The sequence below is a fragment of the Streptomyces sp. NPDC047081 genome (assembly GCF_040643775.1).
Classification (GTDB): Bacteria; Actinomycetota; Actinomycetes; order Streptomycetales; family Streptomycetaceae; genus Streptomyces.
This window is the reverse complement of sequence record NZ_JBEYUY010000048.1, coordinates 22,180-47,465: the sequence shown is the minus strand read 5'-3', so window position 1 is coordinate 47,465 and position 25,286 is coordinate 22,180. Positions and strand designations below refer to the sequence as shown.

The window sequence follows — 25,286 nt, the reverse complement described above, 5'->3', positions numbered from 1 at the left end:
TACGCGTGCTGGGACCGGCTGCGCGGCGAGGACCCGTACAACCGCACCCGCCAGTACCTGGCCACCCGTTTCGCGCGGACGGCCTGGCACCAGTGGCGTCCGGGCGGGCCCTGCGGCGTTCTCGTCACCGAGCAGCCCGGGGGGCAGGATCAGGACGGCCTGGATGCCGCCGTAGATGTTGCTCTGCAGCCGGACCGCGATGCCGTGGCGGCGGGCCAGCGCCGACACCACGTACAGGCCGATCCGGCCGTCCGCGAGCAGCTTGCTGAGGTCGACGTGGTCGGGCTCGGCGAGCAGTGCGTTGATGCGTGCCTGCTCCTGCGGCGGCATGCCGAGGCCTCGGTCCTCGACCTCCACCGCGAGTCCGGAGGCGACGCGCTGGGCCCGCAGCAGCACCTGGGTGTGCGGCTCGGAGAACGCGGTGGCGTTCTCGACGAGTTCGGCCAGCAGGTGGATGACGTCGGCGACGGCGTGCCCGCGCACGGTCCCCTCGATCGGCGGGACCAGCTTGACCCGGGAGTAGTGCTCGACCTCGGCGATCGAGGAGCGCAGCACCTCGGTGAGCGTCACCGGGCGCGTCCACTGGCGGCGGGAGACCGAGCCGCCGAGGACGGCGACGTTCTCCGCGTGGCGGCGGATGCGGGTGGTGAGGTGGTCGACGGTGAACAGGCCCTTGAGCAGCTCCGGGTCCTCGACCTCGTTCTCCAGCTGGTCGAGCATGTTGATCGCGCGGTGCACGAGCGACTGCAGACGCCGGGCGAGGTTGACGAAGACCTCGACCCGCTCCCCGCTGTCCTGCGCGTTGCCGCGGGGCAGTTGCGCCGTCTGGGCCAGCGCCGCGCGCACCTGCCACATCCCGACGGCTATCTCGTACGCCAGCATGCCCAGCGGGTCGGTCCGCGGCGGGACCGCGCCGCTGAACGGGGTCTGCTCGACCGGCTCGCCCCGCTCGAGCCGCTGCAGCACGGCGTGCAGGTCGGCCTGTCCCGCGGTCACGGACCGGCGCAGCGCCTCGTACTGCCGTGCCGTGCGGCGGTCCTCGGCGCGGCCCGCGTACACGGCGGCGGCCAGGACACCGCAGCCCAGTACCGCGGCGCCGACGAGGACGGTCCAGGTGCCCGCGTCGGCGGTGCCCGACTGCGAGCGCAGCACGAACACGACCACCCCGGCAGCGAGAACGGCCATGACGGCCGCGGGCAGCACGCCAAGACGCACCGCGCGGGACCGGCTCGCCGCCTCCCCGAGTTCGTCCTGCCCCGAATGCCGACCGCGCCTGCTTCGCGTCGGTCCCGCCGCGGCCGCCTGACCTGGTTCCACGCGCACTGCGTAAGGCGGAGATTCGGGCATCGGAGTCCTCTCGGTCAACCAGCAAGGACGCGCGGCACGCAGCGCGCAGCAAAGGTCAACTCCCGTACAAGACAGGACAGTTAACGGTCAGCAACCCTACGCCACTCAACGCACTCTGGCGTAAACACATCCCCACAGAAACAGACCCTCGGCCCGCCGAAACGATTCCGCTTCACCGCCTCTTCACCACGTCCGACGCGACTCTCGACCAACCCGGCCAGCCGAGGGACCGATTCGTCCCCTGTCGCAACACGCCCGACACACCGTTCCGGCGCCGGGAAACCGGTCGGACGGTCGCCTTGGCAGGAAATGTGCGTCCGAACAACGATCATGAACCCTTCGGAATGTGGCGAAAAACGGTCCGAACCGGCGCGCTCAACGATCACCGAATGGCGGGGCCGAACAGCACCCGCCCAACCGGCATTACGACGCGGCCCAGGCCAGACCGTCGGCGGTGACCGCCAGGCCGTTGCGGGCGGCCGGGCCCGGGTCGTCGAGCGGGCCGCCGTACAGGGCCTGCTCCTGGAGGTCGTTGCCGGTGCGGAAGGTCTCGGCCACGACACGCGTGGACAGCAGCGGGTTCACGCGGTTGTCACCGGCCGTCAACTTCCCCACCGCGCCGTCCAGTTCGGCCGCCGCGGCGCTCCAGTGGGCGCCGAGGCCCGCGGGCGCGCCGACCGCCGTGTCGCCGGACGCCACTCCCCCGGCCAGCTCGGCGAAGGCGGCGGCCTCGTCGAGGTCCACGCGGGTGACCTTCTTCGCCGACCAGAAGTACGACCGATCGTTGCGCTCCATGTCGTAGAAGGCGATGAGGAATTCGTAGAACACGCCGTACTCGCGCCGGTAGCGCGCCTCGAACTCGGCGAAGCCGGTCTCCTCGGAAACACTGCCGTCCAGCGCGGAGTTCACCGCGCGGGCGGCCAACAGGGCGCCGTAGGTGGCCAGATGGACACCCGAGGAGAGCACCGGGTCCACGAAGCACGCGGCGTCGCCCACCAGCGCCATGCCCGGTGTCCACAACGAGTTCTTCCAGTACGAGTAGTCCTTGCGGACGCGGACCTGGTCGTACGGCGCCTCGGTCGCGACCGGCACGTCAATGAGCAGCCGGTCGACCTCCGGGCAGGCCTTGATCATGTCCTGCCAGGCGGCGCGGGCGTCGTGCTGGACGGCCACGTAGTGCTCGGGCGCGATGACCGCGCCGACGCTGGTCAGGTCGTCACGCAGCGGGATGTACCAGATCCATCCGGCGTCGAAGGCGGCGCAGAAGATGTTGCCGCTGTTGGGTTCGGGCAGCCGGCGGCCGCCCGCGTAGTAGCCGAACACGGCGAGGTTGCGGAAGAAGTCGGAGTAGACGCGGGCGCCGCCGACCCGGCTGTGCAGGCGGCTGGTGTTGCCGGAGGCGTCGATGACGAACCGGGCGTGCGCGGTGCGGGTCGTGCCGTCCGCGTCGGTGTACTCGACGCCGTGCACCCGCGCGCCCTCGGTGAGCACACGGCGCACCGGACTGTTCTCGCGGACCTCGACGCCGACACGCCGGGCGTTGCGGAGCAGGATGTCGTCGAAGCGGGAGCGCTCCACCTGGAAGGCGGTGGCGGTCGGCTCGGGCAGCCGCGGGGTCATCGAGAACGAGAACTGCCAGGGCTCCGGATCACGGCCCCAGCGCAGGGTCCCACCGCGCTTGAGGGTGAAGCCGGCCTGTGCCACCTCGTCCGCTACGCCGAGCAGACGGCACACGCCGTGGACGGTGGCGGGCAGGAGCGACTCGCCGATCTGGTAGCGCGGGAAGGTGTCCCGCTCCAGCAGGAGCACCCGGTGTCCGCGCATCGCCACAGCGGTCGCGGCGGTCGAGCCGGCGGGTCCGCCGCCCACGACGACGAGGTCGTACTCCGAGGTCATTCCGGGTCTCCTGCTCTGCGGGTCGTTCAAATCTCGTACACGGATTGTCACTTGGGCAGCGGGTGGTCAGTCGGGCAGCCAGGCGCGGATCGCCGCCGCCGTGGCGCCGGCGTCGCGCTGGAGGAGCGTGAAGTGGTCGCCGGGGAGGTCCGCCGCGTCGTGCGGCAGCGGCCAGTCGGCCGCCCAGTCGCTGTCGGGGTCGATCCGCCGCATGTGCGGCGTGGGGCGGCCGCGCAGCAGCAGGGTCGGCACCGGTGACGGTTCGGGGCGCCAGTCCTCCAGCACGCGCGCGTAGCCGCCCCCGGCGATCAGCAGCGAGTCGTCCATCTGCTCGGCCGCCTCGTCCGGCAGGTCGGTCGCCGCGGCCATCAGGGCCAGCCCGCGCGGATCGCCGCGGCGCAGCAGTCCGGCGTGGGAGTCGAGCAGGATCACGCCGGCCGGCGGCTGCCCCTCGCGTGCGAGGTGGCGGGCCACGGCGTGGGCGATCGCGCCGCCGGCGCAGTATCCGACGACGACGGGCGGCCTGTCGGCGGACAGCGCGCGCAGGGTGTCGGCGTGCGCGCGCACCAGTGTGGCGACACTGTCGGGGACACCACGGCGGGCGCCGAACCCGGGATGCTCCAGCAGGAACAGGTCCCGTTCACCGGCGAACTGCTCGACCAGACCGGCGGGTACGCGCGTGTACGGCGAGAGGTAGTCCGGTATGTACGCCACCGGCGTGCCGGCGCCCTGAGTCAGCCGGACCGGCAGAACGCTGTACCGGCCGCGCTCGCCGTCGGTGATGCCCGGCAGGGCGTGGGAGGCGAGATGGCGCAGGCCCATCGCCTCCAACGGCCCCTGCTCCCGAAGCACCCGGTGGTAGAGCACGCTGAAGCGGTACGACGCCCCCGGCACCGCGCCGTCCGAACCCCCGTCGGTCTCCGGCTCGGATTCGCCCTGTGGCAGCGCGCCCGCGTCGATCAGCACCGCATGCACGTGCGCGGCCAGGGCGGGCAGTGTCGGGTACTCCAGCACGACGGTCGGAGCCAGTCGTACGCGCGTGAAGACGCTCAGCCGGTTACGGACCTGCACCGCGGCCAGGGAGTCGAAGCCGAGCTCGGTGAAGGAGCGTTCCACAGGGAGCGCCGCCGGGTCGGGGAAGCCCAGGACGGCGGCGATCTCGGCGCGGATCAGTTCCGCGAGCACGGTCTCGCGTTCGTGCGGGTCGACGGTGGCGAGTCGCTCGCGCCAGGCACCGGGTGTCTGAGCCACCTGACTGCTGGCGGTACCCGGGGGCGCGCCGGCGTCGGTGGGCGCGGTCCGGGCCGGACGCCGCTTCACCAGGTCGGCGAGGACCGGTGCGTCCGCGGCGGCGAGGTCCAGCGGGATCGGCACGAGTACGGGTTCCGTCCTGTGCAGGGCCGCGTCGAGGAGCGCGATGCCCTCCTGCTCGGTGACGGCCAGAACGCCGCCCTCGCCCAGCCGTTCGGGCGCCACCCGGCCCGCCATCCCTCCGTCGCCCCCGGCGGTGGTCCAGGGACCCCAGGCCAGCGCCTGGGCGGGCAGCCCGTGAGCCACCCGGTGCCGGGCGAGTGCGTCGAGGAACCCGTTCGCGGCAGCGTAGTTCGACTGCCCCGGTCGGCCGAGCACACCCGCGGCCGAGGAGTACAGCACGAAGGCGGTCAGGCCCAACTCCTTTGTCGCCTCGTGCAGATGCCAGGCACCGTCCGCCTTCGGCGCGAGCACGCTCGCGAGCCGCTCGGGGGTCATGGTGTCCACCACACCGTCGTCCACGACTCCGGCGAGGTGGAACACGGCCGTCGGCGCGGGCCGGCAGGACGCGATCAGGGCGTCGACGGCCGCGCGGTCGCTCACATCGCACGTCACCACGCGCACCTTGGCGGGCAAGTCCCCCACCCAGTCCGGGACCCGTCCACTACGACCCGTCAACAACAGGTGCTGCACGCCTCGTTCGGCGACCAGATATCGGGCCAGCGCGTGTCCGAGAGCACCGGTGCCGCCCGTGACGATCACCGTCCCCTCGGGGTCCAGGGCGGGCGGCTCGGCCGAGGGCGCCTCCACGCGAGCGAGCCGGGGCACCAGGACGGTGCCGCCGTGCAGGGCCACTTGTGGTTCGCCGGACCGCAGGGCCGCGTCCAGTTGTGCCGGTGACGCCGGTACGCCCCGCTGGTCCACCAGCACGATCCGGCCCGGGTGCTCGGACTGGGCGCTGCGCACGAGCCCCGCGACGGCCGCCTCGGCGAGGTCCGGGTCCTCGCCGGTGGCGTTGTGGGTGAGCACGACCAGACGGCCGGGCCGGATGTCGCCGGTCCAGTCGCGTATCCGTTCCAGTACGGCCGTGAGGAGCGCCCGCGTGCGGTCGGGCGGGGTGGTGTCCTCGGGGAGGGCGGCGGCGAGCCGGGGCACGTCGAGAAGTTCACGCTCCGCGGGGGTGCTCGACGGGCCCGTGTCCGCCGCGACCGGCCGCCAGGTGACGCCGTAGATGTCGTCGGCGACGGTGAGGTGTGCCGGGATCGGCCGCGTGACCATGGAATCGACGGCGGCGAGGGGCCGACCGGCCAGGTCGGTGAGGGTGACCCGGAACTCGTCCGGCCCGAGGCGCCGTATGACCGCGCGTGCTGCGGAGGCTCCGGGTGCGTGCACGGTCAGGCCGGTGAAGGCGAGGGGGACCCGGGGCTCGCGGGGTCGCTCACCGGAGTTCTCGGCGAGCAGTGCGGAGTGCAGTGCCGCGTCGAACAGTGCGGGGTGCAGGGTGTACGAGCCCGCGGTCGCCGCTTCCCCGCCGGGCAGGGCGAGTTCGGCGAAGAGGTCGTCGCCTTGGCGCCACAGGACCGTGACCGCGCGGAAGGCGGGCCCGTAGTGGTGGCCGTTCGCTTCGAGGCGCGGATAGTCGACCGGGATGGGCGCGGCACCCGTGGGCGGCCATGTCCCGGGCTGGTTGGTGACGGGCGGCGCCTCGGCGGGGGCGATCGTCGCCGTCGCATGGCGCTTCCACGCTTGTGTGGTGTCGGCCGGGCGGGCCCAGACGGTGACCGGTCGGGCGCCTGCTTCGTCGGGGGCCCCGGCCACCACCTGCACCTGCGTCCGGTCCTCCGGGGACAGCACCAGGGGTTCGTGCAGGACCAGTTCGGCCAGCCGGGCGGGGCCGGAGGTGCCGGTGGCACGGAGGGCCAACTCCGCGAAGAGAGCGGCGGGGACGACCACTCGGCCGCCGATGGCGTGGTCGGCGAGCCAGGGGTGGTGTGCGGTGGAGAGTACGGAGGTGTGCCGGATGCCTGGTCCGTCGGCGTCGGGCTGGGGCTGCCCCAGCAGGGGGTGGCCGGCCGGCGGCCGGTGCCGGACGGCGTTGAGCCAGTAACGCTGCCGCTGGAAGGGATAGGTGGGCAGCGGGCGTCGGCGGGCACCGCTGCTCGCGTACGCCGCCTGCCAGTTCACCTCGACCCCGTGCACGTGCAGTGCGGCCAGCGCCTCGAACGCCGTGCCCGCATCCGCCCATCGGGTGATCACCGCGTCCGGCCCGACGCACTCCTCAATCGCCGTGCCGAGGGAAACGGACGGGCCGGCCTCGACGAACGCCGTGACGCCCTCGTCGGCCAAGTGCCGCACCGCGTCGGCGAATCGGACCGTCTCGCGTGCCTGCCGTACCCAGTGCTCGGCGGTGGTGAGTGCGTCCCGCTCCTGGCGGCCGGTCAGGGTGGAGACCACGGGCACGGACGGCTGGTGGTACGTCACCGACTCGGCGACCGTGCGGTACTCGGCCAGCATCGGGTCGAGGAGCGGCGAGTGGAAGGCGTGGCTCACGCGGAGGCGGTGGGAGGGCCGTCCGATGCGGGACACCAGGTCCGTCACCGCGTCCTCGTCGCCGGAAAGCACCACCGACGACGGTGAGTTGACGGCCGCGACCGCTACCCGCCCCGATGTCTCGTCCAGTTGTCGGGTCACCTCGGCCAGCGGTGCGCGGACCGCGACCATCGCCCCGCCGGTGGGCAGTGCCGCCATCAACCGGCCGCGGGCTGCGACCAGTCGTACCGCGTCGGCGCGGGAGAACACGCCGGCGATGTGGGCGGCGGCGAGTTCGCCGATCGAGTGGCCGACCAGGTAGTCCGGTCGCACGCCCCACTCGGCGAGCAGGGCGTGCAGGGCGACTTCGAAGGCGAACAGCGCGGGCTGCGCGTAGTCGGTGCGGTTCAGGAGGCTGTCGTCGGCCGCGTCGATCACCTCCAGCAGCGGCCGCTCCAGCCACGGGCCGAACTCCTCGCACAACTCGGTGAACACCGCGTCGAAAACCGGGAAGGCGGCCCGCAGTTCACGCCCCATGCCGGTGCGCTGGGCGCCTTGGCCCGCGCACACGAGAGCCGTCTTGGGACGCGTGCCCGCGCTGCCCCGCAGCACGGCCGGATTGTCGACGCCGGCGGCCAGGTCGCGCAGCCCGGCGAGCAGCCCTTCGGCATCGGTGGCCAGGACGACCGCGCGGCGGGACAGGGGTGCCCTGGTCGTCGCCAGCGAGTACGCGGCGTCCAGCGCGGCGGACGGGTCGGACACGTCGGCCAGCGCGACCGCCAACTCCCTTGCGTGGGCGCGCAGTCCGGCCTCGTCGCCGCCTCCGACGAGCCAGGGGGTGACCGGCAGGTGCGACTTGAGGCCGCTCGCGCCAGAACCGGCATCGGAAGCCCAATCGGCCTCCCCCGGCTCCTCGATGATCACGTGGGCGTTGGTCCCGCCGATGCCGAACGACGAGATCGCCGCGCGTCGCGGGTGCTCGCCGCGTGGCCAGGGGCGCGCCCGGTCGAGGAGTCGTACGGCGCCGGAGTCCCAGTCGACGTGCGGTGACGGCTGATCGGCGTAGAGGGAGGCGGGCAGTTCGGCGTGGTGCATCGCCTCGATCATCTTGATTAGGCCGGCGATGCCCGCCGCGGCCTGGGTGTGCCCGAGGTTCGACTTGACCGAGCCGAGCCACACCGGGTCGGCGGGGTCGCGGTCCTGTCCGTAGGTGGCGAGCAGGGCGCCGGCCTCGATGGGGTCGCCGAGCGAGGTGCCCGTGCCGTGTCCCTCGACGACGTCGACGTCCGAGGCCCGCAGTCCCGAGTCGGCCAGTGCCAGCCGGATCAGTGCCCGCTGGGCCTGGCCGCTGGGGGCGGTCAGGCCGTTCGACGCGCCGTCCGAGTTGACCGCGGAGCCGCGCAGGACGGCGAGCACCGGATGGCCGTTGCGCCGCGCGTCCGACAGCTTCTCCAGCAGCACCAGGCCGACGCCCTCGGCCCAGGCGGTGCCGTCCGCGCCCGCGGCGAACGACCGGCAGCGGCCGTCCGGCGACAGGCCGCGCTGACGGCTGAAGGCGATGAACGGCTGTGGGCTCGACAGGACCGTCACCCCGCCCGCCAGCGCGAGCGTGCACTCTCCCGCCCGCAGCGACTTGGCGGCCAGGTCCATCGCGACCAGCGAGGACGAGCAGGCCGTGTCCAGGGTCATCACCGGGCCCTGCAGCCCCAGGACGTAGGCGACCCGCCCGGAGGCCACGCTGCCGGACGAGCCGATGCCGACGTGCGACTCCAGGTCGTGCGGCGCGAGCCCGCTGCCGTACCCCACGTGCATCAGCCCGACGAACACGCCGGTGCTGCTGCCGCGGAGCGTCGGCGCGGGGATCGCGGCGCGCTCCAGCGTCTCCCAGGCGACCTCGAGCAGCAGTCGCTGCTGTGGGTCGGTGGCGAGGGCCTCGCGGGGTGACATGCCGAAGAAGAGCGGGTCGAAGTCCGCGACGCCGTCGAGGAAGCCGCCACGGCGGGTGTACGACGTCCCGAGCCGGTCGGGGTCGGGATCGTAGAGGGAGGCCAGGTCCCAGCCCCGGTCGGTGGGGAAGTCGCCGGTGGCGTCGGCGCCCTCGGCCACCACTCGCCACAGGTCCTCGGGTGAGGCCACCCCGCCCGGATAGCGGCAGCCGACGGCGACGATCGCGATGGGTTCGGATTCCGGGCCGCGGCGCCGCGGCGGCCTGGCCACGGGCGTGGGCGTGCCGTGCAGCCGGGTGTCCAGGTACGCGGCGACGGCGGCCGGAGTCGGGTGGTCCCAGACCAGCGTCGCCGGGAGGCTCAGGCCGGTGCGCAGGCTGAGCCGGTGCCACAGGGTCATCGCGTCCATCGAGGTCAGCCCGAGGTCGGCGAAGGCCGTGCCGGCGTCGGCCGCGCTCCCCCGGATCGCCGAGACCTCCGTACAGACCAGGTCGGTCAGCGCGGCGCGCCGTTCGCCGGGCATGCGGTCGGCGAGGCGGGCGAGGGCGGGTTCGGCGGGGCGCGCGGCGAGTGCCTCGCGGAGCAGGGCGCGGCGCGGCTTGCCCGCGGCGGTGCGCGGCACGGCCGGGGTGAACAGGATCTCGTCGGGCACCTTGTGCGCGGAGAGCACGGAGGCACACGCCCGCAGCAGGGCCGCTCGGTCGAGGGTCTGCCGCTCGGGCACCACGAAGGCCACCGGGACCTCGCCGAGCAGCGGATGGGGGCGCGCCACGACGGCCGCGTCCTGGATTCCGGGCAGTCCGCGTAGTACGTGCTCGACCTCGGCCGGGTCGACGTTCTCGCCGCCGCGCACGATCCGGTCGTTCACCCGGCCGGTGACGGTCAGACAGCCGTGCTCGCCGAGCCGGCCGAGGTCACCGGTGCGGTACCAGCCGTCCCGTACGGCGTCGGCGGTGTCGTCGGGCCGGTTGTGGTAGCCGAGCATGACGCCGGGGCCGCGTACCCAGATCTCGCCCTCGCCGTCCGGACCGTCGCCTCCCGTCTCCGGGTCGACGAGCCGGATGTCCATCCCGGGCAGCGGCCGTCCGCTGCCGCCGGGCACGCGCGGCCCGTCGGGCGACTCCATGGCGATCTTGCCGCAGGTCTCGGTGCTCCCGTACCCGTCGAGGAGCGGGGCGCCGAACCTCGCTTCGACCTGCTCCCGAAGGTCCGGCTCACTGGGTGCCCCGGCGGTCACGCAGAACCGCAGCGACGGGACCGGGCCCAGCCCGGCGTCGAGCAGCTGGCGGTAGGTGAGGGGCACACCGCCCAGCACGGTCGGCGCGAACTCGCCGACGAGTCGCACCAGTTCGGCCGGGTCGGGCGTCGCGGTGATCCGGGCGCCGGCCCCCGCGACGGTGGTGCCCAGGACGCAGAGCGAATGGGCGTAGGTGTGCGAGAGCGGGAGCGGCCACAGGACGCGGTCCGCCGACGACAGTCCGAGCCGAGGGAGGTAGCAGGCGACGGAGGACCAGAGGGCGGAGCGCTGGCTGGAGACGGCGGCCCTGGGGGTGCCGGAAGTGCCGGAGGTGTAGATGAGCCAGGCGGGCTCGTCGAGGCCGAGGTCGTCGGCGGGCGAAGGCGCGGACTCGGCGATCAGGGCCTCGAAGCTCGTGGCGTGCTGCGGCAGGGGACCCTCGCCGGTCACGATCAGCCGGAGCGACCAGCCCGCGGTGAGCCGGGCGATGCGGGGCAGGTTGCGCCGGTCGGTGACCACGACGGCCGGATCGCAGTCGGTCAGCAGCTCCGCGATCTCGGCGTCGGTACCGCGGGAACTGAGCGGCACGCCGACCGCGCCGGCCCGCACACCGGCGAGCAGCCCCTCGACCACCTCGACTGCGGCGTCCAGGCAGAAGACCACCCGGGCGCCCCGACCGACGCCCAGTCCGGCCGCCAACCGGGCGGTCCTGCGCTCCAGTTCGGCCCAGCTCACCCCGCGCCGGTCGTCGGCGAACGCGAGCTTGTCGCCGTAGCGCACGGAGTTCTCGACGAGGAACTCCGCGACGGGCCGCACCTCGAACGCTTCCGCCACCCCCACTAGGCTGCCCCTCTTGCTCGAACGTCCGCTCCCTGGCGGCCTGTTGATCAGACTACGACGGGCCACTGACACGGGACGAAAGCGGCTCGCCGCGGGGCCGGGCCGCGTCTTCGTGTCCGGTGGGTATGACACGGAGACGCAGATGGAGTGGGTCTCCTGTATGAGGAGGCGTCGAGGGCCCGGGTGGGACGTTCGGCGGAGATGGCCGCCCGACTCGGGTCCGGAGTGGCCTCCGGGGGCCGTACACCCGCCGTTCACCTCGCGGGATGTCCGGTCGTCCCATAGGGTCGCGGTGCCGCTGTGACAGCACGGGCGGCGATACGGCGCGGCCGATGAGGAGTGCCCATGTCAGGACAGTTCGAAGCGGTGGTCGAGGTCGACCGGCCGGTCGAGGAGGTCTTCGCCTACCTCGCCGACGGGCGCAACGATCCGCAGTTCAGCCCCCGGGTCCTGAGGATCGACCGGACGCCCGACGGCCCGACCGCCGTGGGCACGGTCTTCCGGAGCACGGTCAAGGACGCCGGGATGAAGTCGTCCCGGGAGTTCCGGATCACCGAGTTCGAAGCGCCGGTGAAGCTGCGCTGGGCCGAGGTCTCGAAGAACAGCGTGACGGCGAGCGAGGGCGGCTACGACCTGGAGGCACTGGGCGAGGAGCGGACCCGCGTCCGTATCTTCAACGTCCTGGAGGGCCACGGGCTGGGCAAGCTCCTCGTCGGAGTGGCCCTGGGCGCGGCCCGCAAGGACGCCCCCGCCTTCGGCGCCCGGATCAAGGCGGCGGCCGAGTCGGCGATCGCCCAGAAGTGATACGCCGGACGGTCCCGTACCGGACCGTCCGGCGTAACGGTGTGCACAACGGCTCGCCATGATCGTGCGTCAGACAGGGAGGAATCACTGGCGCCTTCATGGGAGAGACGATGGGCACGATCAAGCGTGCAAGACATGTCCTCACCGGCATCGCCGCGTCAGCCCTGCTGGCCGGCGGGGTGATGGCCGGTGGCGGGGTCGCCGAAGCGGCCGCGCCGGCCCGGGTCGCGGCCGACACCACGCCGCCGCCCGCGCCGACCGGGCTCCAAGCGACCCAACCGGCGTCGACCGCGACGATAACCCTGACCTGGAACAAGGTCACGGCCTCGGACCTCGCCGGCTACCTGGTCTACCGGTCCGACACGACACCGGTGGCGCTGGACGCGGCGCATCTGCGCAGCGTGGCGACGCCCTTCAACGCGCTGAGCTTCTACGACACCCCGTACCCCACCGGCGCCACGTACTACTACGCGGTCATCGCGGTGGACACCTCGGGCAATCGGTCGGCCCCCGCGACCCTGACCTGGAAGTCCCGGGACATGATCCGGCCGCCCGCGCCGACCGGAGTCACCGGGTCCATCGACCCGGTCGCCCGCACCTACACCGTCACCTGGAACCCCAAGGCCGCGACGGACACCGACACGGTGGGCTACCGCCTCGGCTCGTGCAGCGACGACGGCATCTGCTTCGTCGAGGTCACCTCACCGCCGCTCACCGGCACCTCGGTGACCCTTCCGTGGCCCGGAACCAGCCCCATGAAGGTGGCCGTCTGCGCCGAGGACGCGGCCTTCCTGCGGACCTGCTCCGCCAACGCGGTCATCGTGGCTCCCACGACGACCCAATAGCCCGGCCGGCGTCGCCCACGCCACGTCGCCCACCGCGAGCCACGCTGCCGCCGCGACCGCCCTGACGTCTCGGTGGAGGTGGGACTGGCCGGCGTAGCCGATCTCCGCTGCCACCCGGGCGGCGGTGTGGGCCGCGTGGTCGAGGGCTTCGTCGCCGGGTTCGACCTGCTCTTCACGCCCAGGATGGCGTGTCGCCGCCGCTCGTCGGTGCCTGGCGCGAGGGCGTCGAGGAGCATCCCCTGACGGCGCTGCTCAACAGCTGTCCGATGGGGGTGTTCAGGTCGGTGTTCAACGTGACCGGTCAGCCCGCGATCTCCCCGCCCGTCCACCACGACGCTGCCACCGAGCCGCCCGTCGGCTGAGCGGGACGGATGGCCGGATAGCGCGGGAGGCCGGCGCATACGAAATGTGGAGAGGCAATGGTCAAGACTTCACCACGAACGCTTGTGCGCTTGTGCCGGGGCATCGATCATTGGCCGAATCGCACACCCCTCCCGCGCCCCCGAGGAGTCCCCGGTGACCGCTGGCCCCATCGCACCCGAGCCGGTCGCCGTACCGGCGGCAGCCCAGGAGGAGCGGCGGAAGCTGCGCAAGCACTTCGGCCGCTTCGACATCCTCTTCTTCCTGCTGTGCACCATCGTCGGCGTGGACACGATCGGCACCGTGGCCGCCAACGGTGCCGAGGCGTTCACCTGGCTCATCGTCCTGGCCGCCGTCTTCTTCGTTCCCTCCGCCCTGCTGACCGCCGAGCTCGGCGCCGCGTTCGCCGACGAGGGCGGTCCGTACATCTGGACCAGCAGGGCCTTCGGCCGTCTCGCCGGTGCCGTCAACAACTTCCTGTACTGGATCACCAACCCCGTCTGGCTCGGCGGCACCCTCTCCGTCTCCGCCGTCACCGCCTACACCACCTTCTTCAACGACGGAAAGGACCTGAGCACCACGGGGTTCTACGTCTTCACCCTCGCCTTCATCTGGATCGGCGTGCTCGCCGCGATCCTCTCCTTCGACATCGGCAAGTGGATCCCCACCCTCGGCGCCTGGAGCCGCTTCCTGCTGCTGGGCCTGTTCACCGTCACCGTGGTCGTCTACGGCATCAAGCACGGCCTGCACGGATTCGGGGTCGGCGACTTCTCGCCGACGTACGCGGGATTCGTCCTCCTGGTGCCGGTGCTGATGTTCAACTACGTCGGCTTCGAGCTGCCCAACACCGCCGGCGACGAGATGACCGACGCCCAGAAGGACGTGCCGTTCGCGATCTTCCGCAGCGCCTTCCTCTCGGTGCTGCTGTACGCGCTCCCGATCCTCGGCATCCTCCTCGTCCTGCCGGTCAAGGCCGTCACGGGCCTGGGCGGCTTCATCGACGCGATCCGCCAGGTCTTCACGGTGTACGGCGGTCAAGTCGGCGCCGACGGCAGCGTCTCGCTCAGCGGTGCCGGGAGTGTGCTGGGTGACCTCGCCGCGATCATGTTCATCCTGACGGTGCTGTCCTCCGGCGTCACCTGGGTCATGGGTTCCGACCGGGCGCTGGCCGTCTCCGGCTACGACGGCGCGGCGCCGCGTTTCCTGGGCGTGATCTCCAGCAGGTTCGGCACGCCGGTGCGCGTCAACATCCTCAGCGGGCTGGTCTCCACCCTCGTCCTGGTGCTGGCCCACGAACTGACCAACGGCAGCGCCGCCAAGCTCTTCGGTGCCGTCCTCGGCCTCGCCATCTCCACCACGCTCATCAGCTACCTGGGCATCTTCCCGGCACTCCCGGTCCTGCGCCGCAAGGCCCCGCACATCCCGCGCCCCTACAAGGCGCCGTTCCCTCGCACCATCGCCACAGTGCTCACCGTGCTCATCCTGTTCGCGAGCGTGCAGCTGATCGCTCCGGGGCTCGGCGACCACTGGTTCGGCTCCGACTTCCGGCCGGACGGCTGGAGTTACGGCGAGCGCTGGAAGTACCTGCTGACGGAGGCCGTCCCGCTCGCCGCATTCGTCCTCCTCGGCGTTCTCTTCTGGGCGCTGGGCAGCCCGACGCGCCGCTCGGCCACCGTCAAGGAGTAGCGCGCCAGCGCCTCACACGGCGGCGGCACCCTCTGCGCTCTCGGTGCCGCCGCCTTCGAGGCGGTCGATGAGCTGCTCGCTCCAGGCCCTGATGGCGGCGGCCTGCTCGGGTGCGAGCGGATCGAGGAAGTAGCGGCGGACGTTGCCGCCATGCGCGACGACGGCCCGCTCCACGAGGCCGCGCCCCTCCGGCGTCAGTCCGATCCCGGTGCGGCGCCCGCTGGCCCCGCTCTCGGTGCGGACCACGAACCCGCGGCTCTCCATCCGCGTGAGCTGGTGCGAGACCCGGCTCTTCTCCCAGCCGAGCGACGCCGCCAGGTCCACTACGCGCATCTCGCTGCCGGGCGCCCGCAGCAGGGTCACCAGCACGCTGAACTCGGCCTTCGAGATGCCGAATTCGGCCTGCAGGCGCCGGTCGATCTCCTGGAGAAGCAGCCGCTGGGCCTGCATCCAGGTGTCCCAGAGGTCCCACTCCTCCGGCCTCAGGGCATCCGATTTCCGCATGGGGCAAGGCTACCGAGCAAGAGTTGACGCGACAACTCGCCCTCCCTAGAGTTGACACGTCAACTCTCACCTCCCGGAAGGACGCCATGAACCTCCGTATAGGGATCATCCTCGGCAGCACCCGGCCCGGACGCCGCGGCGATCAGATCGCCTCCTGGCTGCTCGACACGGCACGCGCCCACGGCGGTGCCGACTACGAGCTCGTCGATCTGGCCCACCACGACCTCGGCAACCTGGACGAGCCCGGCAACCCGAACCACCAGCAGTACCAGCACGAACACACCCGCGCCTGGGGTGAGTTGGTCGACGGCTTCGACGGCTATGTGTTCCTCGTGCCCGAGTACAACCACTCCTTTCCCGGGGCACTCAAGAACGCCCTGGACTACGTCTACCGGGAGTGGAACGACAAGGCCGCCGGCATCGTCAGCTACGGCGGATGGGCGGCCGGAGTCCGGGCCGCCGAGGCGCTCCGGCTCGTGCTCGCCGAGCTCCAGGTCGCCACCGTCCGCGCACAGCCCGCCGTTCCGCTGATCCCCACCTTCGCCTCCGGCACCTTCGTGCCCGGCGAGGGCCTCGAGGCCTCGGTGGGCGACATGCTCGACCAGGTGATGAGCTGGTCCACCGCACTGCGGGGTGCGCGGGAAGGGAAGATGAGCCCGGCCGCCTAGTCGGGCGTGCGGGGCCGACCGGAATGGGCTTTCATGGCAAGGATCGTCACACTCGGGGCCGCGCTGGGCGGTCCGCAGACCGCCTTGCTGCTCGGAGCCGAGCGCACGAACGCGATCGCGCCGGAGCCGGGGCTGCGCGGTCAACTCCGCGCGGACGACGCCCGGTTCGACACCCTGGCCGAGGCGGCTGGTGTCCGTGTCTGGTGAGGTGTCGTTACGACGTCGAGGAGCCCCTGGTCACCGGGGTGGTCGCGGTCGGCGACGCCTGGGCCTACACCGTCCCGACCGTCGGCCGCGGACTGGCGAAGAGCCTCCAGCACAGCCTGGTCCTGCGCGACACCCTGCGGCAGGCGGGCCTGTCCGACCCCGTCGGCCTGGTGGCGCGGTTCGCCGCCGCGACCAATGACGGTCTCGACCGGATCTACCGGACCGGCTCTTCCCTGAGTTCGAGGAGCGGATGCCGCCCGGTGCTGCACAGGTGGATGTCCTCAAGGCCCATCGCCGAGTGAGCGGAGAGGCAGGGGCAACCTCCGTGCCGGTGAGAGCAGTTGGGCCAGCCCTCCGTCACGGCTCCGTGGTCTCGGCTTCGAGGGCGGTCCGGGTCGGGTGGCCGTACACGCCCGACTCGTCCGTCAGGATGAAGCGGGTGAACTGATAGCTGCGGACGGCGCTCTGGACGTCGCTGTCGAAGTCGCCGTCCGCGTTTCCGTCGTAGTAGCCGATCTGCTTGAGGCGGAGCTGGAGTTCGACGACTTCGGGTCCCTTGTCGCCGAGGCGGAGGACAGGGGCCTGTCCGCCGGACTCGGTCGGTGCGGGGGCGCCCGTGGTCGTGGCGGTGGCGCTGGACGAAGGGCCGGTGGGAGCGGTGGAGCCGGTCGGCGTGGGTGAGCGTTCGGTGGAGGTCGCTCCGGGTGAGGAGGACACGGTCGGCGACGAGTCCGCGGAGGGCGTTCCCTGTGACGGGTCCGGGGAGGACGTGTCGCCCGCCGAGGGCGAAGCCTCCGGGAGGTCGGCGCGCACGCCGCCGGACAGGGAGTCGTCCCGGGCGGGGCCGTCGTACCAGAAGACGCCCCCGACGAAGCCGGCGGTCACGACGATGGCCACGGCGGCTCCAACTCCGGCGACCAGTACGGCACGGGGGCGTCGCCTGCGGGTCGGGGTGTCCTCGGGCGGGGGCGGCGGTACGGGGTGCCCGCCGGGAGGTGGGGACGTGTCGTGATCGGGGACGGTCTCGGCCAAGTCGGCCGTGTTGGCCGGGAGTTGCTGCTCTCCGACGGCCTCCGATGGGTCTGCCTGGTCCTCGGGAGTCTCCGACTGCCCCGGCTCGTCGCCGACTTCGACGAACGGCCGGATGCGTACCGGGTCGAAGTCCTCCGCGGCCGCGGCCTCCGCCGTGCGGGCCGCGCGGTGGGCGTCGGAGGCGCGGCGGCCGCAGGAGCAGGACGGAGTGCCGTCCGCTGCCCGGGACTTGCCGCATTCTGGGCAGACGGGGCCCGTCGGTTCGCTCACTTGTTCCCTCTCCGTGCGAAGTCCAAAGTTTAAACAGTCGAGCTCCACACCACGTCCACAACTTCTCAGAATCTGGAATCGGGACGTCCGGAGAGAAAGGAACCGGCCATCGCTCGGAGGGCGGTGTGGTGCCAGGCCGCTCGATCGCCGTACTGGCACGATGGCGGCATGGAACGTGTGCTTGGAATCGGTGGTTACTTCATCAAGGCCGCCGACCCGGTGGCCTTGAGCGCGTGGTACCGCGACTGCCTGGGTCTGGACGCCGATGAACATGGGCTGTGGCGCCAGGAGGCCGGGGCGACGGTGTTCGCGACGTTCGAGTCGGGGACCGACTACTTCGGGTCCCGCGATCAGCGGACCATGCTCAACTTCCGGGTCCGCGACCTGGACGCGATGCTCGCGCAGCTGCGCGCCAAGGGGGCGGACGTGGCCGAGGACAGGCAGGACATGGAGGGTGTGGGCCGGTTCGGCTGGGTCACCGATCCCGAGGGGAACCGGATCGAGCTCTGGCAGCCCGCCTGACCGGATCGGCCCGGCCGTCAGCCCTGGCCCGCGTGCAGGTGACTGTGGGAGACCTCGGGCGGACAGGGCTGTTTTCTGGCGCGGTGGTCGCGGTGCCAGTCGTGGACGGCGAGGGCCAGCGCGCAGGCGACCGGCGCGATACCCAGGCCCACGGCGGTGGCGACGGCCGTGCGGTAGTCGTGGTCGTCGGCGGCGAGGACGAGGTAGAAGAGGCCGGGCAGTGCCGCCGTGCCGATGGATCCGCCCAGGCGCTGTCCGGTCTGCAGGGCGCCGCCCGCGGCTCCGGCCATGCGGACGGGTACGTCCCGCAGGGTCATGGTGACGTTGGGCGAGATGACGCAGCCGCTGCCCAGGCCGCCCAGGAACATGGCGGGGACGGTGATCCAGGCGGCCAGGTCGGTGGGGGCGAGGCGCAGGATCAGGGCGGTGCCGCCGAGGCCGAGCGTGACGGCGGCGAGGCCGCAGACGGTGAGCACTCTGCCGAGGCGGTCGACCAGCCGGCCGGCCAGCGCTGCGGCGAGTGCGGAGCCGAGCGCGAAGGGGGTCACGGCGAGGCCCGAGCGCAGGGGTGAGTAGCCGAGGCCGTTCTGGTAGTAGAGGGCGAAGACGAGCCAGACGCCACTGAAGCCGACGAAGTAGAGGGTGGCGATGGCGGCGCCGGTGGCGTAGCCGCGGGTGTCGGTCAGCAGGCGCGGGTCCAGGAGTGGGTGGCCTTCGCGGGCCGCGACGCGTCGCTCCCAGCGGACGAACGCCCACAGGAAGCCGGGCCCGACAAGGAAGAGCCACCACAGCCGTCGTACGCCGCCGGACTCGGCGAGGACCAGCGGGAGCATCAGGGCGAGGACTCCGCAGCCGAGGAGTGCCACGCCGACGACATCGAGGCGTTCCCGGTGGCCGGGGGCGGTCTTCGGGAGCAGGCGGATGCCGAGCAGGAAGGCGATCGCGCCGACCGGGACGTTGACGTAGAAGATCCAGCGCCAGCCCTGGGGGCCGTCGGCGAGGGCGAGGATCAGGCCGCCGACGACGGGGCCGACGGCGCTCGAGATGCCCACGGTCGCGCCGAACAGGCCGAAGGCGCGGCCGCGTTCGGCGCCGCGGAACATCTGCTGGATGAGCGCGGAGTTCTGCGGGGCGAGGCAGCCGGCGGCGACGCCCTGCGCGAGGCGGGCCGCGACGAGCCAGGTGATGGAGGGGGCCGCGCCCGCCGCCGCGCTGCACAGCACGAAGGCGGCGAGAGCCAGCAGGAAGATACGGCGTCTGCCGACTGCGTCGCCGACGCGGCCGGCCGTCACCAGGACCAGGGCGAAGGCGAGCGCGTATCCGGAGACGACCCACTGGATGGCGGGTGCCGTGGTGTGCAGGTCCCGTTGCATGGACGGCAGCGCGACCGCGACGATCGTCACGTCGAGCAGGCTCATGAAGCCCGCCACCAGGGTGACCCACAGCGCCTGCCACCGCCGGGGGTCGGTCCCGTCCTCCGCCTGCGTCGGCACCGTTCCTCCTCCGCCCGCCCGGGTACCGGCTTGTCCGGACAGCATGCCCCGGGTACCGCACCCGTGCGCGTCGACCGCACCTTCCAGCGCAAAGGAATCTTATGGTCTAGGCCAATAGATGGTTTGGTCTAGACCTAACCGTAGACGTGCCCACCGCCCGGCCCGAAGCTGGGGGCCACTCCCCCACCTCACCGGAGGCACACCGTGAGACGTCTTCGCGCATGTCTCGGCGCAGCCGCCGCCGTCGGACTCACCGCCGCGGGAACCACGGCGCTGATGGCGGGCCACGCCTCGGGCGCCACCACCGCGCTCGGCAACCGCTGGTACGCCGCGGCCCCCTACCTGATGCCGCTCGACAACGACCCGCCGGACCCGGCCGCCATCATGGACGCCACCGGCCTCAAGGCCTTCCAGCTCGCCTTCGTCCTCGCCCCCAACGGCGGTGGCTGCTCGCCCACTTGGGGCGGCACGGCACCGGTCTCCTCGGACACGGCCGTCCAGTCGGTCATCGACACCATCCGCGCCAAGGGCGGCGACGTGTCCGTCTCCATCGGCGGTTACGGCGGTACGAAGCTCGGCCAGACCTGTTCCGACGCGGCGTCGACCGCGGCCGCCTACCAGCAGGTCATCACCAAGTACGGCCTGCACGCCATCGACTTCGACCTGGAGGAGCCGGAGTACGAGAACACCGCGGCCATCAAGAACGAGATCGGCGCCGCGAAGATACTCCAGCAGAACAACCCCGGCCTGTACGTCTCCGTCACCACGGCCGGCACGGCGGACGGCACCGGCTGGTTCGGCAAGCAGATGCTCCTTGAAGCCAAGTCGCAGGGGTTCACGCCGAACAACTTCTCCATCATGCCCTTCGACGGCGGCTTCAACGGGGCGGCCTCACAGACCAGTGCCCTGACCAACTTCAACTCCATCCTCCAGTCGACCTTCGGCTGGGACCAGGCCACCGCCTACGCCCACGAGGGCTTCTCCGGCATGAACGGGCGCAGCGACACCGGCGAGTACTTCACCCAGGCCGACTTCCAGACCGTGCTCGACTACGCCACCAGCCACAACATGGACCGCTTCACCTTCTGGTCCCTCAACCGGGACCGCCAGTGCACGCCGGCCGACAACGGCGGCCGTACGTCCGGGACTTGCTCCAGCGTGGCGCAGAACTCCTGGGACTTCGCGAAGTACTCGGTGAAGTTCGCCGGCGTCACCCCGCCGTCCACGACCCCCACGCCCACCCCCACTCCGACGCCCACCGGGTGCAAGACGGCGTGGAGTTCGAGCGCGGTGTACACCGCCGGCGACGAGGTCTCGTACAACAAGCACAACTGGAAGGCCAAGTGGTGGACCCAGAACGAGGTGCCCACCGCCTCCGACTGGGGTGTCTGGCAGGACGAAGGGGCCTGCTGACGGCGTGAGTTCAGGGCCCGCGAGAGCGCGGGCGCGCGACGAGCCACCCCTGACGCCTCCGTGCGCCGGTGTGTGCTGCCGGATTCCCTCCCGCCCATCGGGCACTCGGTCGCGGACCGGGTATCGATGCCAACGCGGGTGGAAGCGGGCGGCGTTGGGGGGCTGGCACTGTGGCGCGCGTTTCGTGGGCTCACCGGCCCAACGAGTCACGTCGAGCGCGGAGACGGAACGCGGTGCGCCTGCTGCGCGTCGAGGGGCGCTACGGTCCGCGACTGCGCGATGTGCTGCCGGCGCTCGCGGGGCTGGCGGTGGTCGTGTGCGCGCTGGTCGCCGGGTTGGCGGCGGGCTATCGCGCCGCCGGGCTCGCCGTACCCGTCGCCGGTGGCGCCGTGGTGCTGTTGCTGGTCGCGTTGGGGGCCCGGAGCCGGCGCCCCGGCAACCGCCGACGTTCCGGCTACTACACCTCGGACGAACTGCTCGAACTCGACACGCAGGGCCTCGCGCTGGCGGTGGCCCGGATGCTGCGCCGGGACGGCTGGCGCGTGCGGATGACGTCAGCGCCGGAGCGGCCGCACCTGTGCGCCAGGGACAAGGGCGGCCACCGTCTCGAAGTGGCCTTCCGCCCGGTGGCGGAGCCCCTCCCCGACGAGGATCTGCTCCACCCCCACCGGCGCCGAGGAGACGCGTCGCCGTTGCGCCTGGTCGTGCACCGGGGAACCTTCAGGGCGCGGGACGTCCGCTGGGCGCGCCGCGAGGGCAGGATCTGTCTGCTCGACGGGACCGCGCTGCGGCGATGGGCGGAGGGCGCCCGGCTGAGCGACTTGCTCGCCGGTCAGCTGTGACGTCCCGGAACACGGGAGAGCGTTCACGCCCCTTCGGGTAGGAACGCGGCGAGCGCGGCGGTCAGTTCCGTGGGCTTCTCGACCGGCAGTTCATGGCCGGCGTCGATGATGCGGACAACGGCGTTCGGGTAGGCCTTCGCCATGCGCAGCATCTGCTTCAGCGGCAGCTGGATGTCGTGGTAGCCGTGCACGAGCAGCGTCGGCGCCTCGATCTCGCCGACCCGGTCGAGGACGTCGAAGGCCCGCATCGCGCCGTAGTCGGTCATGACGACCTCCTTCGGCGTGGCCGCGGAGGCCTCGATGTACTTGCGGACTTCCTCGCGCGGGTAGCCGGGCGAGAAGGCCCGCTTGATGTTGGCGGCGACGAACAGCTTGAAGGGCACGCGGGTGGAGACCGCCATGAGCAGGCCCCGCCCGCGGCTGTAGGTCATCCGGCTGATCGAGTCCACCAGCACCAGGCGTTCCACCAGGTCCGGCCGGCCGAGGGCGATGGTCTGGGCAACCATCCCGCCCATGGAGTGACCGACGAGGACACACCGGTCGACCTTGAGGTGATCCAGCAGGGCCAGGACGTCGTCGGCGAGCTCGCCGACGGCCCGTACGCCCGCCCCGGTGCTGTCTCCGTGACCGCGCAGGTCCAGTCGTATGACCCGCCGCCCGGCGGCGAAGTGCTCGATCTGGTGGTCCCAGCGATGGCGGTTCGCCGTCCACCCGTGCACGAACACCAGCGGCACGCCCTCGCTGTCGCGGGGCCCCTCGTCGTCGTACGTCAGCACTGCGCCGTCGACTTCGAGCTGCGGCATGGTCGCCTCCTGGACGCGGTCCGGTTACTGGCGAGTACCGTAGCCGTGGCCGGGCCGTTCGTCACTGGCGGAGGCGCACGTTCAGCCGCCGTTGAGGCGTGACTTCAGGAGCGTCTTGCCGAGTTCGGCGCCCTTGCGGCTGTCCGCCTGGGCCTTGCGGAACAGGTCGGCGATCTCTGTGTCCTTCTCGCGCTCCGCGTCCTGGATGTACGTCTCCAGGCGCAGGGCGTTGCTCAGGCACGCCTCGACGTACCAGATGAGGTTGTAGTCCTTGTCCGGAGTGCCGGTCACACCGCCGGTCTCCTTGCTGCTGGTCATTCGGGCCGCCTCCAGCCGTAGTCGTTGCGGGGCCGTCCGAGTACCCGCACTTCGCCGCGCAATCAGCCGGTGTCGCACGGAAGCGGTCGGCGACCGTGGGTAGCCGCCGATCGCCACGCGAGGCTGCGCAAGCTGGTGACGCCGAGCTTCACGCACCGGCGTACGGAGGTGATGCGGGCGCGGGTGGTGAGGCGGTCGACGTACGGACCCTGTTCGCGCAGCCGCTGCCGATGCGGATCATCTGCGAACTCTTCGGCGTGCCGGAGGAGTTGACCGCGGACAGGGGACGATCTGACGACCGAGCTGATCGGCAACGCCGTGGGCTCGCTGCTGTTGCGGCCCGCGCAGCTGGCGGCCGTCCGGGCCGGGGAGATCGGGTGGGACGCGGTCGACGTCGTGACGATCCCGGCGGGCGACGCGATCATCGCGACGTTCGCCGCAGCGGGCCTGGATCCGGCGCACTACGGCGCGGACGCGGCCGACTTCGACGCGGCGCGCGGAGCAACGACCACCTGACGTTCGGCATGGCGTGTACCGCTGCATCGGCGCGTCGCTCGCCCGGGTGGAGGCGCTGACGGCACTGCCCGCCTTCTTCGAGCGCTTCCCCGGCCTTCAACTGGCGGTCGGGGAGGACGTGCCGGTGCGGCTGAGGGACTGACTCGGCCGCTGCCGGGCGAGCTTACGTCTCACGAGCCCTGGGCAGTGCCGCCGAAAGCCCCACCGTCGGCGAAGGCCAGTTCGGCGAAGCGTTCGCCGATGCGGCGGTGGGTGGCGGCATCCGGGTGGAGGTCGTCCGGCAGCGGGAGTTCGGCCGTGTCGGCCTCGCCGTAGAGGTCGCGGCCGTCGAGGTGGTGGAGGTTCGGGTCATCGGCGGCGCGCTGCCCGACGATGCGGGCGAGCTCGTCGCGGATGACGTTCAGGGTGAGCTTTCCGCTCGCGCGCTCCGCCGGGTCGCCCAGCGCGGCGAAGCGCAGGCGTCCTGCGGCGATGTCGCTGAAGTCCGGGACGCTCGGGCCGGGAGTGTCCTCGTGTATGGGGCACAGGATCGGCGAGACGACCAGCAGGGGCGTGTCGGGGTGGCCCTCGCGGATCGTGTCGAGGAAGCCGTGCACGGCGGGGGTGAAGGCGCGCAGGCGCATCAGGTCGGTGTTGACCAGGTTGATGCCGATCTTGACGCTGATCAGGTCTGCCGGAGTGTCGCGCAGGGTGCGGGCGGTGAAGGGGTCGAGGAGCGCGCTGCCGGCCAGGCCGAGGTTGGTCACTTCCACTCCGGCGAGGGAGGCGGCGAGCACAGGCCAGGTGGTCGTAGGGCTCGCGGCGTCGGAACCGTGGCTGATCGAACTGCCGTGGTGCAGCCAGACTTTGCGGCCGTCGGCCGGTGCGGGCTCCACGAGGGCATCGGTGCGCAGGGCGACGACTTCGGTGGTCTCGTTGTGCGGCAGCCAGATCTCCACGGTCTTCAGCGTGTCGGGCAGGCCGGCGAAGCGGACGGTGCCGACGGGGCCGGGCTGGAGCTCGGCGGTGCCGGCCGTCATGTCGACGGTGATGGTATTGCCGCCCGTGACACTGGCCTGGCCGCTCAGTCGGCCGTCGACGACCAGGTCGTACAGGCCGTCGGGACGCGGCGGTGCCCCCACGTAGGCGCGCTTGGTGCGCAGGGTGTCCAGTTCGACGACGGTCGCCCGGGTGCGGAGGGCGAGCCGTATGCCCGAGGACTGGGACTCCGCCATGGCCAGCTGGGGGTCGGTGTTCTGGGCGCGGGCCCAGGCGGGCAACCGGTGCGGCAGCAGGCCGTGTTCGGTCGGCTCCACGTCGAGGGCGCCGCGCAGCAGGTCGGCGGTGACGGGCGTGGTGATCAAGTCGTGCTCGGTGTGCATGTCCTCGACCTGTCGCTCAAGGGGTGGGTGTGGCGGGCCAGTTGCGCAGCAGGGCGTCGAGGGCGTCCAGGACCCGGGTCCAGGTCTCCTCGGAGTCGGGGGCGCTGTGGCTGAAGCCGCCGGCCAGCTCCAGGCTGCTGTAGCCGTGAAAGACGCTGCCCAGCAGCCGTACGGCATGGGTCTGGTCCGGCTCGCTCAGGTCGTAGCCGCGCAGGATGGCGCGGGTCATCTGCGCGTGCCGTACGCCCGCGCTCGCGGCCGCGGTCTCGGGGTCGAGCCGCATCCGGGCGGCGGTGGCGCGGCCGGGGTGTTCGCGGCCGTAGTCGCGGTAGACGTTCGCGAAGGCGACCAGGGCGTCCTTGCCCGCCCGGCCGGCCACGGCGTCGGCGGCCAAGTCGGCGAGCTCCTCCAGAGCGAGGAGTGCGATCCGGGTCTTCAGGTCCTGGGAGTTCTTGACGTGCGCGTACAGGCTCGCGACCTTGACGTCGAAGCGCCGTGCCAGCTCCGAGGCGGTCACCTGGTCGAAGCCGACCTCGTCGGCCAGTTCCGCGCCCGCCCGGACCACCCGGTCCGTGGTCAGTCCCACCCGCGCCATG

Annotated in this window: 20 protein-coding genes and 1 pseudogene; 11 read left to right on the top strand and 10 right to left on the bottom strand. The window is 72.1% G+C overall.

Annotated features, from left to right (window positions below):
- The 3 genes from ABZ848_RS46980 to ABZ848_RS46970 form a co-directional block, all read right to left on the bottom strand.
- The coding region (locus ABZ848_RS46980; protein WP_360842519.1) for an ATP-binding protein at positions 1-1,185 on the bottom strand (1,185 nt) is incomplete at its 3' end.
- Positions 1,186-1,770: 585 nt separating this feature from the next.
- The gene (locus ABZ848_RS46975) at positions 1,771-3,243 is read right to left on the bottom strand and encodes an FAD-dependent oxidoreductase (protein WP_360842513.1); all 1,473 of its coding nucleotides are present in this window, start codon (positions 3,241-3,243) and stop codon (positions 1,771-1,773) included.
- A 66-nt stretch (positions 3,244-3,309) separates the two neighbouring features.
- A complete protein-coding gene (locus ABZ848_RS46970; protein ID WP_360842510.1) occupies positions 3,310-11,040 on the bottom strand; it encodes a type I polyketide synthase in 7,731 nt (2,576 codons plus the stop codon).
- Positions 11,041-11,391: 351 nt separating this feature from the next.
- On the opposite strand from ABZ848_RS46970, the gene ABZ848_RS46965 reads away from it, so the two are divergent.
- The 4 genes from ABZ848_RS46965 to ABZ848_RS46950 all read left to right on the top strand — a co-directional run bounded on the left by ABZ848_RS46965 (position 11,392) and on the right by ABZ848_RS46950 (position 14,741).
- The gene (locus tag ABZ848_RS46965) at positions 11,392-11,850 is read left to right on the top strand and encodes an SRPBCC family protein (protein ID WP_360842507.1); all 459 of its coding nucleotides are present in this window, start codon (positions 11,392-11,394) and stop codon (positions 11,848-11,850) included.
- 110 nt (positions 11,851-11,960) lie between these two features.
- Positions 11,961-12,695 carry a hypothetical protein gene (locus tag ABZ848_RS46960; protein WP_360842505.1) on the top strand — a complete coding sequence of 245 codons (735 nt, stop codon included), beginning with the start codon at positions 11,961-11,963 and terminating at the stop codon, positions 12,693-12,695.
- A 188-nt stretch (positions 12,696-12,883) separates the two neighbouring features.
- A complete protein-coding gene (locus tag ABZ848_RS46955) occupies positions 12,884-13,057 on the top strand; it encodes a hypothetical protein (RefSeq protein ID WP_360842502.1) in 174 nt (57 codons plus the stop codon).
- 154 nt (positions 13,058-13,211) lie between these two features.
- On the top strand, positions 13,212-14,741 hold the full coding sequence (locus tag ABZ848_RS46950; protein WP_360842499.1) for an APC family permease: 1,530 nt from the start codon (positions 13,212-13,214) through the stop codon (positions 14,739-14,741).
- A gap of 12 nt (positions 14,742-14,753) precedes the next feature.
- Here the strand turns inward: ABZ848_RS46950 and ABZ848_RS46945 are convergent, their stop codons facing one another.
- Positions 14,754-15,245: a MarR family winged helix-turn-helix transcriptional regulator gene (locus ABZ848_RS46945; RefSeq protein ID WP_360842496.1), complete on the bottom strand. Its 492-nt coding sequence runs from the start codon at positions 15,243-15,245 to the stop codon at positions 14,754-14,756.
- A gap of 86 nt (positions 15,246-15,331) precedes the next feature.
- Between ABZ848_RS46945 and ABZ848_RS46940 the strand changes: the two genes are divergently transcribed.
- Genes ABZ848_RS46940 through ABZ848_RS46930 form a run of 3 tightly spaced genes read left to right on the top strand, consistent with a single transcriptional unit; the run spans position 15,332 to position 16,422 of the window.
- Complete coding sequence (locus tag ABZ848_RS46940) at positions 15,332-15,913, top strand: NAD(P)H-dependent oxidoreductase (protein WP_360842493.1); 582 nt, start codon at positions 15,332-15,334, stop codon at positions 15,911-15,913.
- Positions 15,914-15,946: 33 nt separating this feature from the next.
- The gene (locus ABZ848_RS46935) at positions 15,947-16,120 is read left to right on the top strand and encodes a hypothetical protein (RefSeq protein WP_360842490.1); all 174 of its coding nucleotides are present in this window, start codon (positions 15,947-15,949) and stop codon (positions 16,118-16,120) included.
- On the top strand, positions 16,117-16,422 hold the full coding sequence (locus ABZ848_RS46930; protein WP_360842487.1) for a hypothetical protein: 306 nt from the start codon (positions 16,117-16,119) through the stop codon (positions 16,420-16,422). The genes ABZ848_RS46935 and ABZ848_RS46930 overlap by 4 nt, the downstream gene beginning before the upstream one ends.
- Before the next feature lie 55 nt (positions 16,423-16,477).
- On the opposite strand, the gene ABZ848_RS46925 is transcribed toward ABZ848_RS46930, so the two are convergent.
- Entirely contained in the window at positions 16,478-17,422 is a 945-nt protein-coding gene (locus tag ABZ848_RS46925) for a peptidoglycan-binding domain-containing protein (protein ID WP_360842484.1), read from the bottom strand.
- A 168-nt stretch (positions 17,423-17,590) separates the two neighbouring features.
- Between ABZ848_RS46925 and ABZ848_RS46920 the strand changes: the two genes are divergently transcribed.
- On the top strand, positions 17,591-17,944 hold the full coding sequence (locus ABZ848_RS46920) for a VOC family protein (RefSeq protein ID WP_360842481.1): 354 nt from the start codon (positions 17,591-17,593) through the stop codon (positions 17,942-17,944).
- A 17-nt stretch (positions 17,945-17,961) separates the two neighbouring features.
- Here the strand turns inward: ABZ848_RS46920 and ABZ848_RS46915 are convergent, their stop codons facing one another.
- Positions 17,962-19,437, bottom strand: a complete 1,476-nt coding sequence (locus ABZ848_RS46915; protein ID WP_360842477.1) for an MFS transporter — start codon at positions 19,435-19,437, stop codon at positions 17,962-17,964.
- A 204-nt stretch (positions 19,438-19,641) separates the two neighbouring features.
- Here ABZ848_RS46915 and ABZ848_RS46910 point away from each other — a divergent pair, with 204 nt between their 5' ends.
- Complete coding sequence (locus tag ABZ848_RS46910) at positions 19,642-20,850, top strand: chitinase (RefSeq protein ID WP_360842474.1); 1,209 nt, start codon at positions 19,642-19,644, stop codon at positions 20,848-20,850.
- 233 nt (positions 20,851-21,083) lie between these two features.
- The gene (locus ABZ848_RS46905; RefSeq protein WP_360842471.1) at positions 21,084-21,692 is read left to right on the top strand and encodes a hypothetical protein; all 609 of its coding nucleotides are present in this window, start codon (positions 21,084-21,086) and stop codon (positions 21,690-21,692) included.
- Between the two features lie 23 nt (positions 21,693-21,715).
- On the opposite strand, the gene ABZ848_RS46900 is transcribed toward ABZ848_RS46905, so the two are convergent.
- Together ABZ848_RS46900 and ABZ848_RS46895 are read right to left on the bottom strand one after the other, a co-directional pair.
- Positions 21,716-22,495 (bottom strand): alpha/beta fold hydrolase, encoded by a 780-nt coding sequence (locus tag ABZ848_RS46900; protein ID WP_360842468.1) that lies wholly within the window; start codon positions 22,493-22,495, stop codon positions 21,716-21,718.
- Positions 22,496-22,576: 81 nt separating this feature from the next.
- A complete protein-coding gene (locus tag ABZ848_RS46895) occupies positions 22,577-22,813 on the bottom strand; it encodes a hypothetical protein (protein ID WP_360842466.1) in 237 nt (78 codons plus the stop codon).
- Between the two features lie 108 nt (positions 22,814-22,921).
- Between ABZ848_RS46895 and ABZ848_RS46890 the strand changes: the two are divergent.
- Positions 22,922-23,471 (top strand): annotated as a pseudogene (locus ABZ848_RS46890) (cytochrome P450); the annotation flags it as partial.
- Between the two features lie 28 nt (positions 23,472-23,499).
- Here ABZ848_RS46890 and ABZ848_RS46885 read toward each other — a convergent pair.
- Both ABZ848_RS46885 and ABZ848_RS46880 read right to left on the bottom strand, forming a co-directional pair.
- The gene (locus tag ABZ848_RS46885) at positions 23,500-24,690 is read right to left on the bottom strand and encodes a GDSL-type esterase/lipase family protein (RefSeq protein ID WP_360842464.1); all 1,191 of its coding nucleotides are present in this window, start codon (positions 24,688-24,690) and stop codon (positions 23,500-23,502) included.
- Between the two features lie 16 nt (positions 24,691-24,706).
- Positions 24,707-25,285, bottom strand: coding sequence for a WHG domain-containing protein (locus tag ABZ848_RS46880; protein ID WP_360842461.1), 579 nt, complete (start codon positions 25,283-25,285; stop codon positions 24,707-24,709).
- Position 25,286 lies beyond the last annotated feature (1 nt).

Bases quoted from the DNA above. Each gene is read 5' to 3' on its own strand.
- ABZ848_RS46895 (WP_360842466.1), bottom strand. From the start codon at position 22,813: ATGACCAGCAGCAAGGAGACCGGCGGTGTGACCGGCACTCCGGACAAG.
- ABZ848_RS46965 (WP_360842507.1), top strand. From the start codon at position 11,392: ATGTCAGGACAGTTCGAAGCGGTGGTCGAGGTCGACCGGCCGGTCGAG.
- ABZ848_RS46935 (WP_360842490.1), top strand. From the start codon at position 15,947: ATGGCAAGGATCGTCACACTCGGGGCCGCGCTGGGCGGTCCGCAGACC.
- ABZ848_RS46880 (WP_360842461.1), bottom strand. From the start codon at position 25,285: ATGGCGCGGGTGGGACTGACCACGGACCGGGTGGTCCGGGCGGGCGCG.
- ABZ848_RS46975 (WP_360842513.1), bottom strand. From the start codon at position 3,243: ATGACCTCGGAGTACGACCTCGTCGTCGTGGGCGGCGGACCCGCCGGC.
- ABZ848_RS46960 (WP_360842505.1), top strand. From the start codon at position 11,961: ATGGGCACGATCAAGCGTGCAAGACATGTCCTCACCGGCATCGCCGCG.
- ABZ848_RS46900 (WP_360842468.1), bottom strand. From the start codon at position 22,495: ATGCCGCAGCTCGAAGTCGACGGCGCAGTGCTGACGTACGACGACGAG.
- ABZ848_RS46920 (WP_360842481.1), top strand. From the start codon at position 17,591: ATGGAACGTGTGCTTGGAATCGGTGGTTACTTCATCAAGGCCGCCGAC.
- ABZ848_RS46945 (WP_360842496.1), bottom strand. From the start codon at position 15,245: ATGCGGAAATCGGATGCCCTGAGGCCGGAGGAGTGGGACCTCTGGGAC.
- ABZ848_RS46940 (WP_360842493.1), top strand. From the start codon at position 15,332: ATGAACCTCCGTATAGGGATCATCCTCGGCAGCACCCGGCCCGGACGC.
- ABZ848_RS46885 (WP_360842464.1), bottom strand. From the start codon at position 24,690: ATGCACACCGAGCACGACTTGATCACCACGCCCGTCACCGCCGACCTG.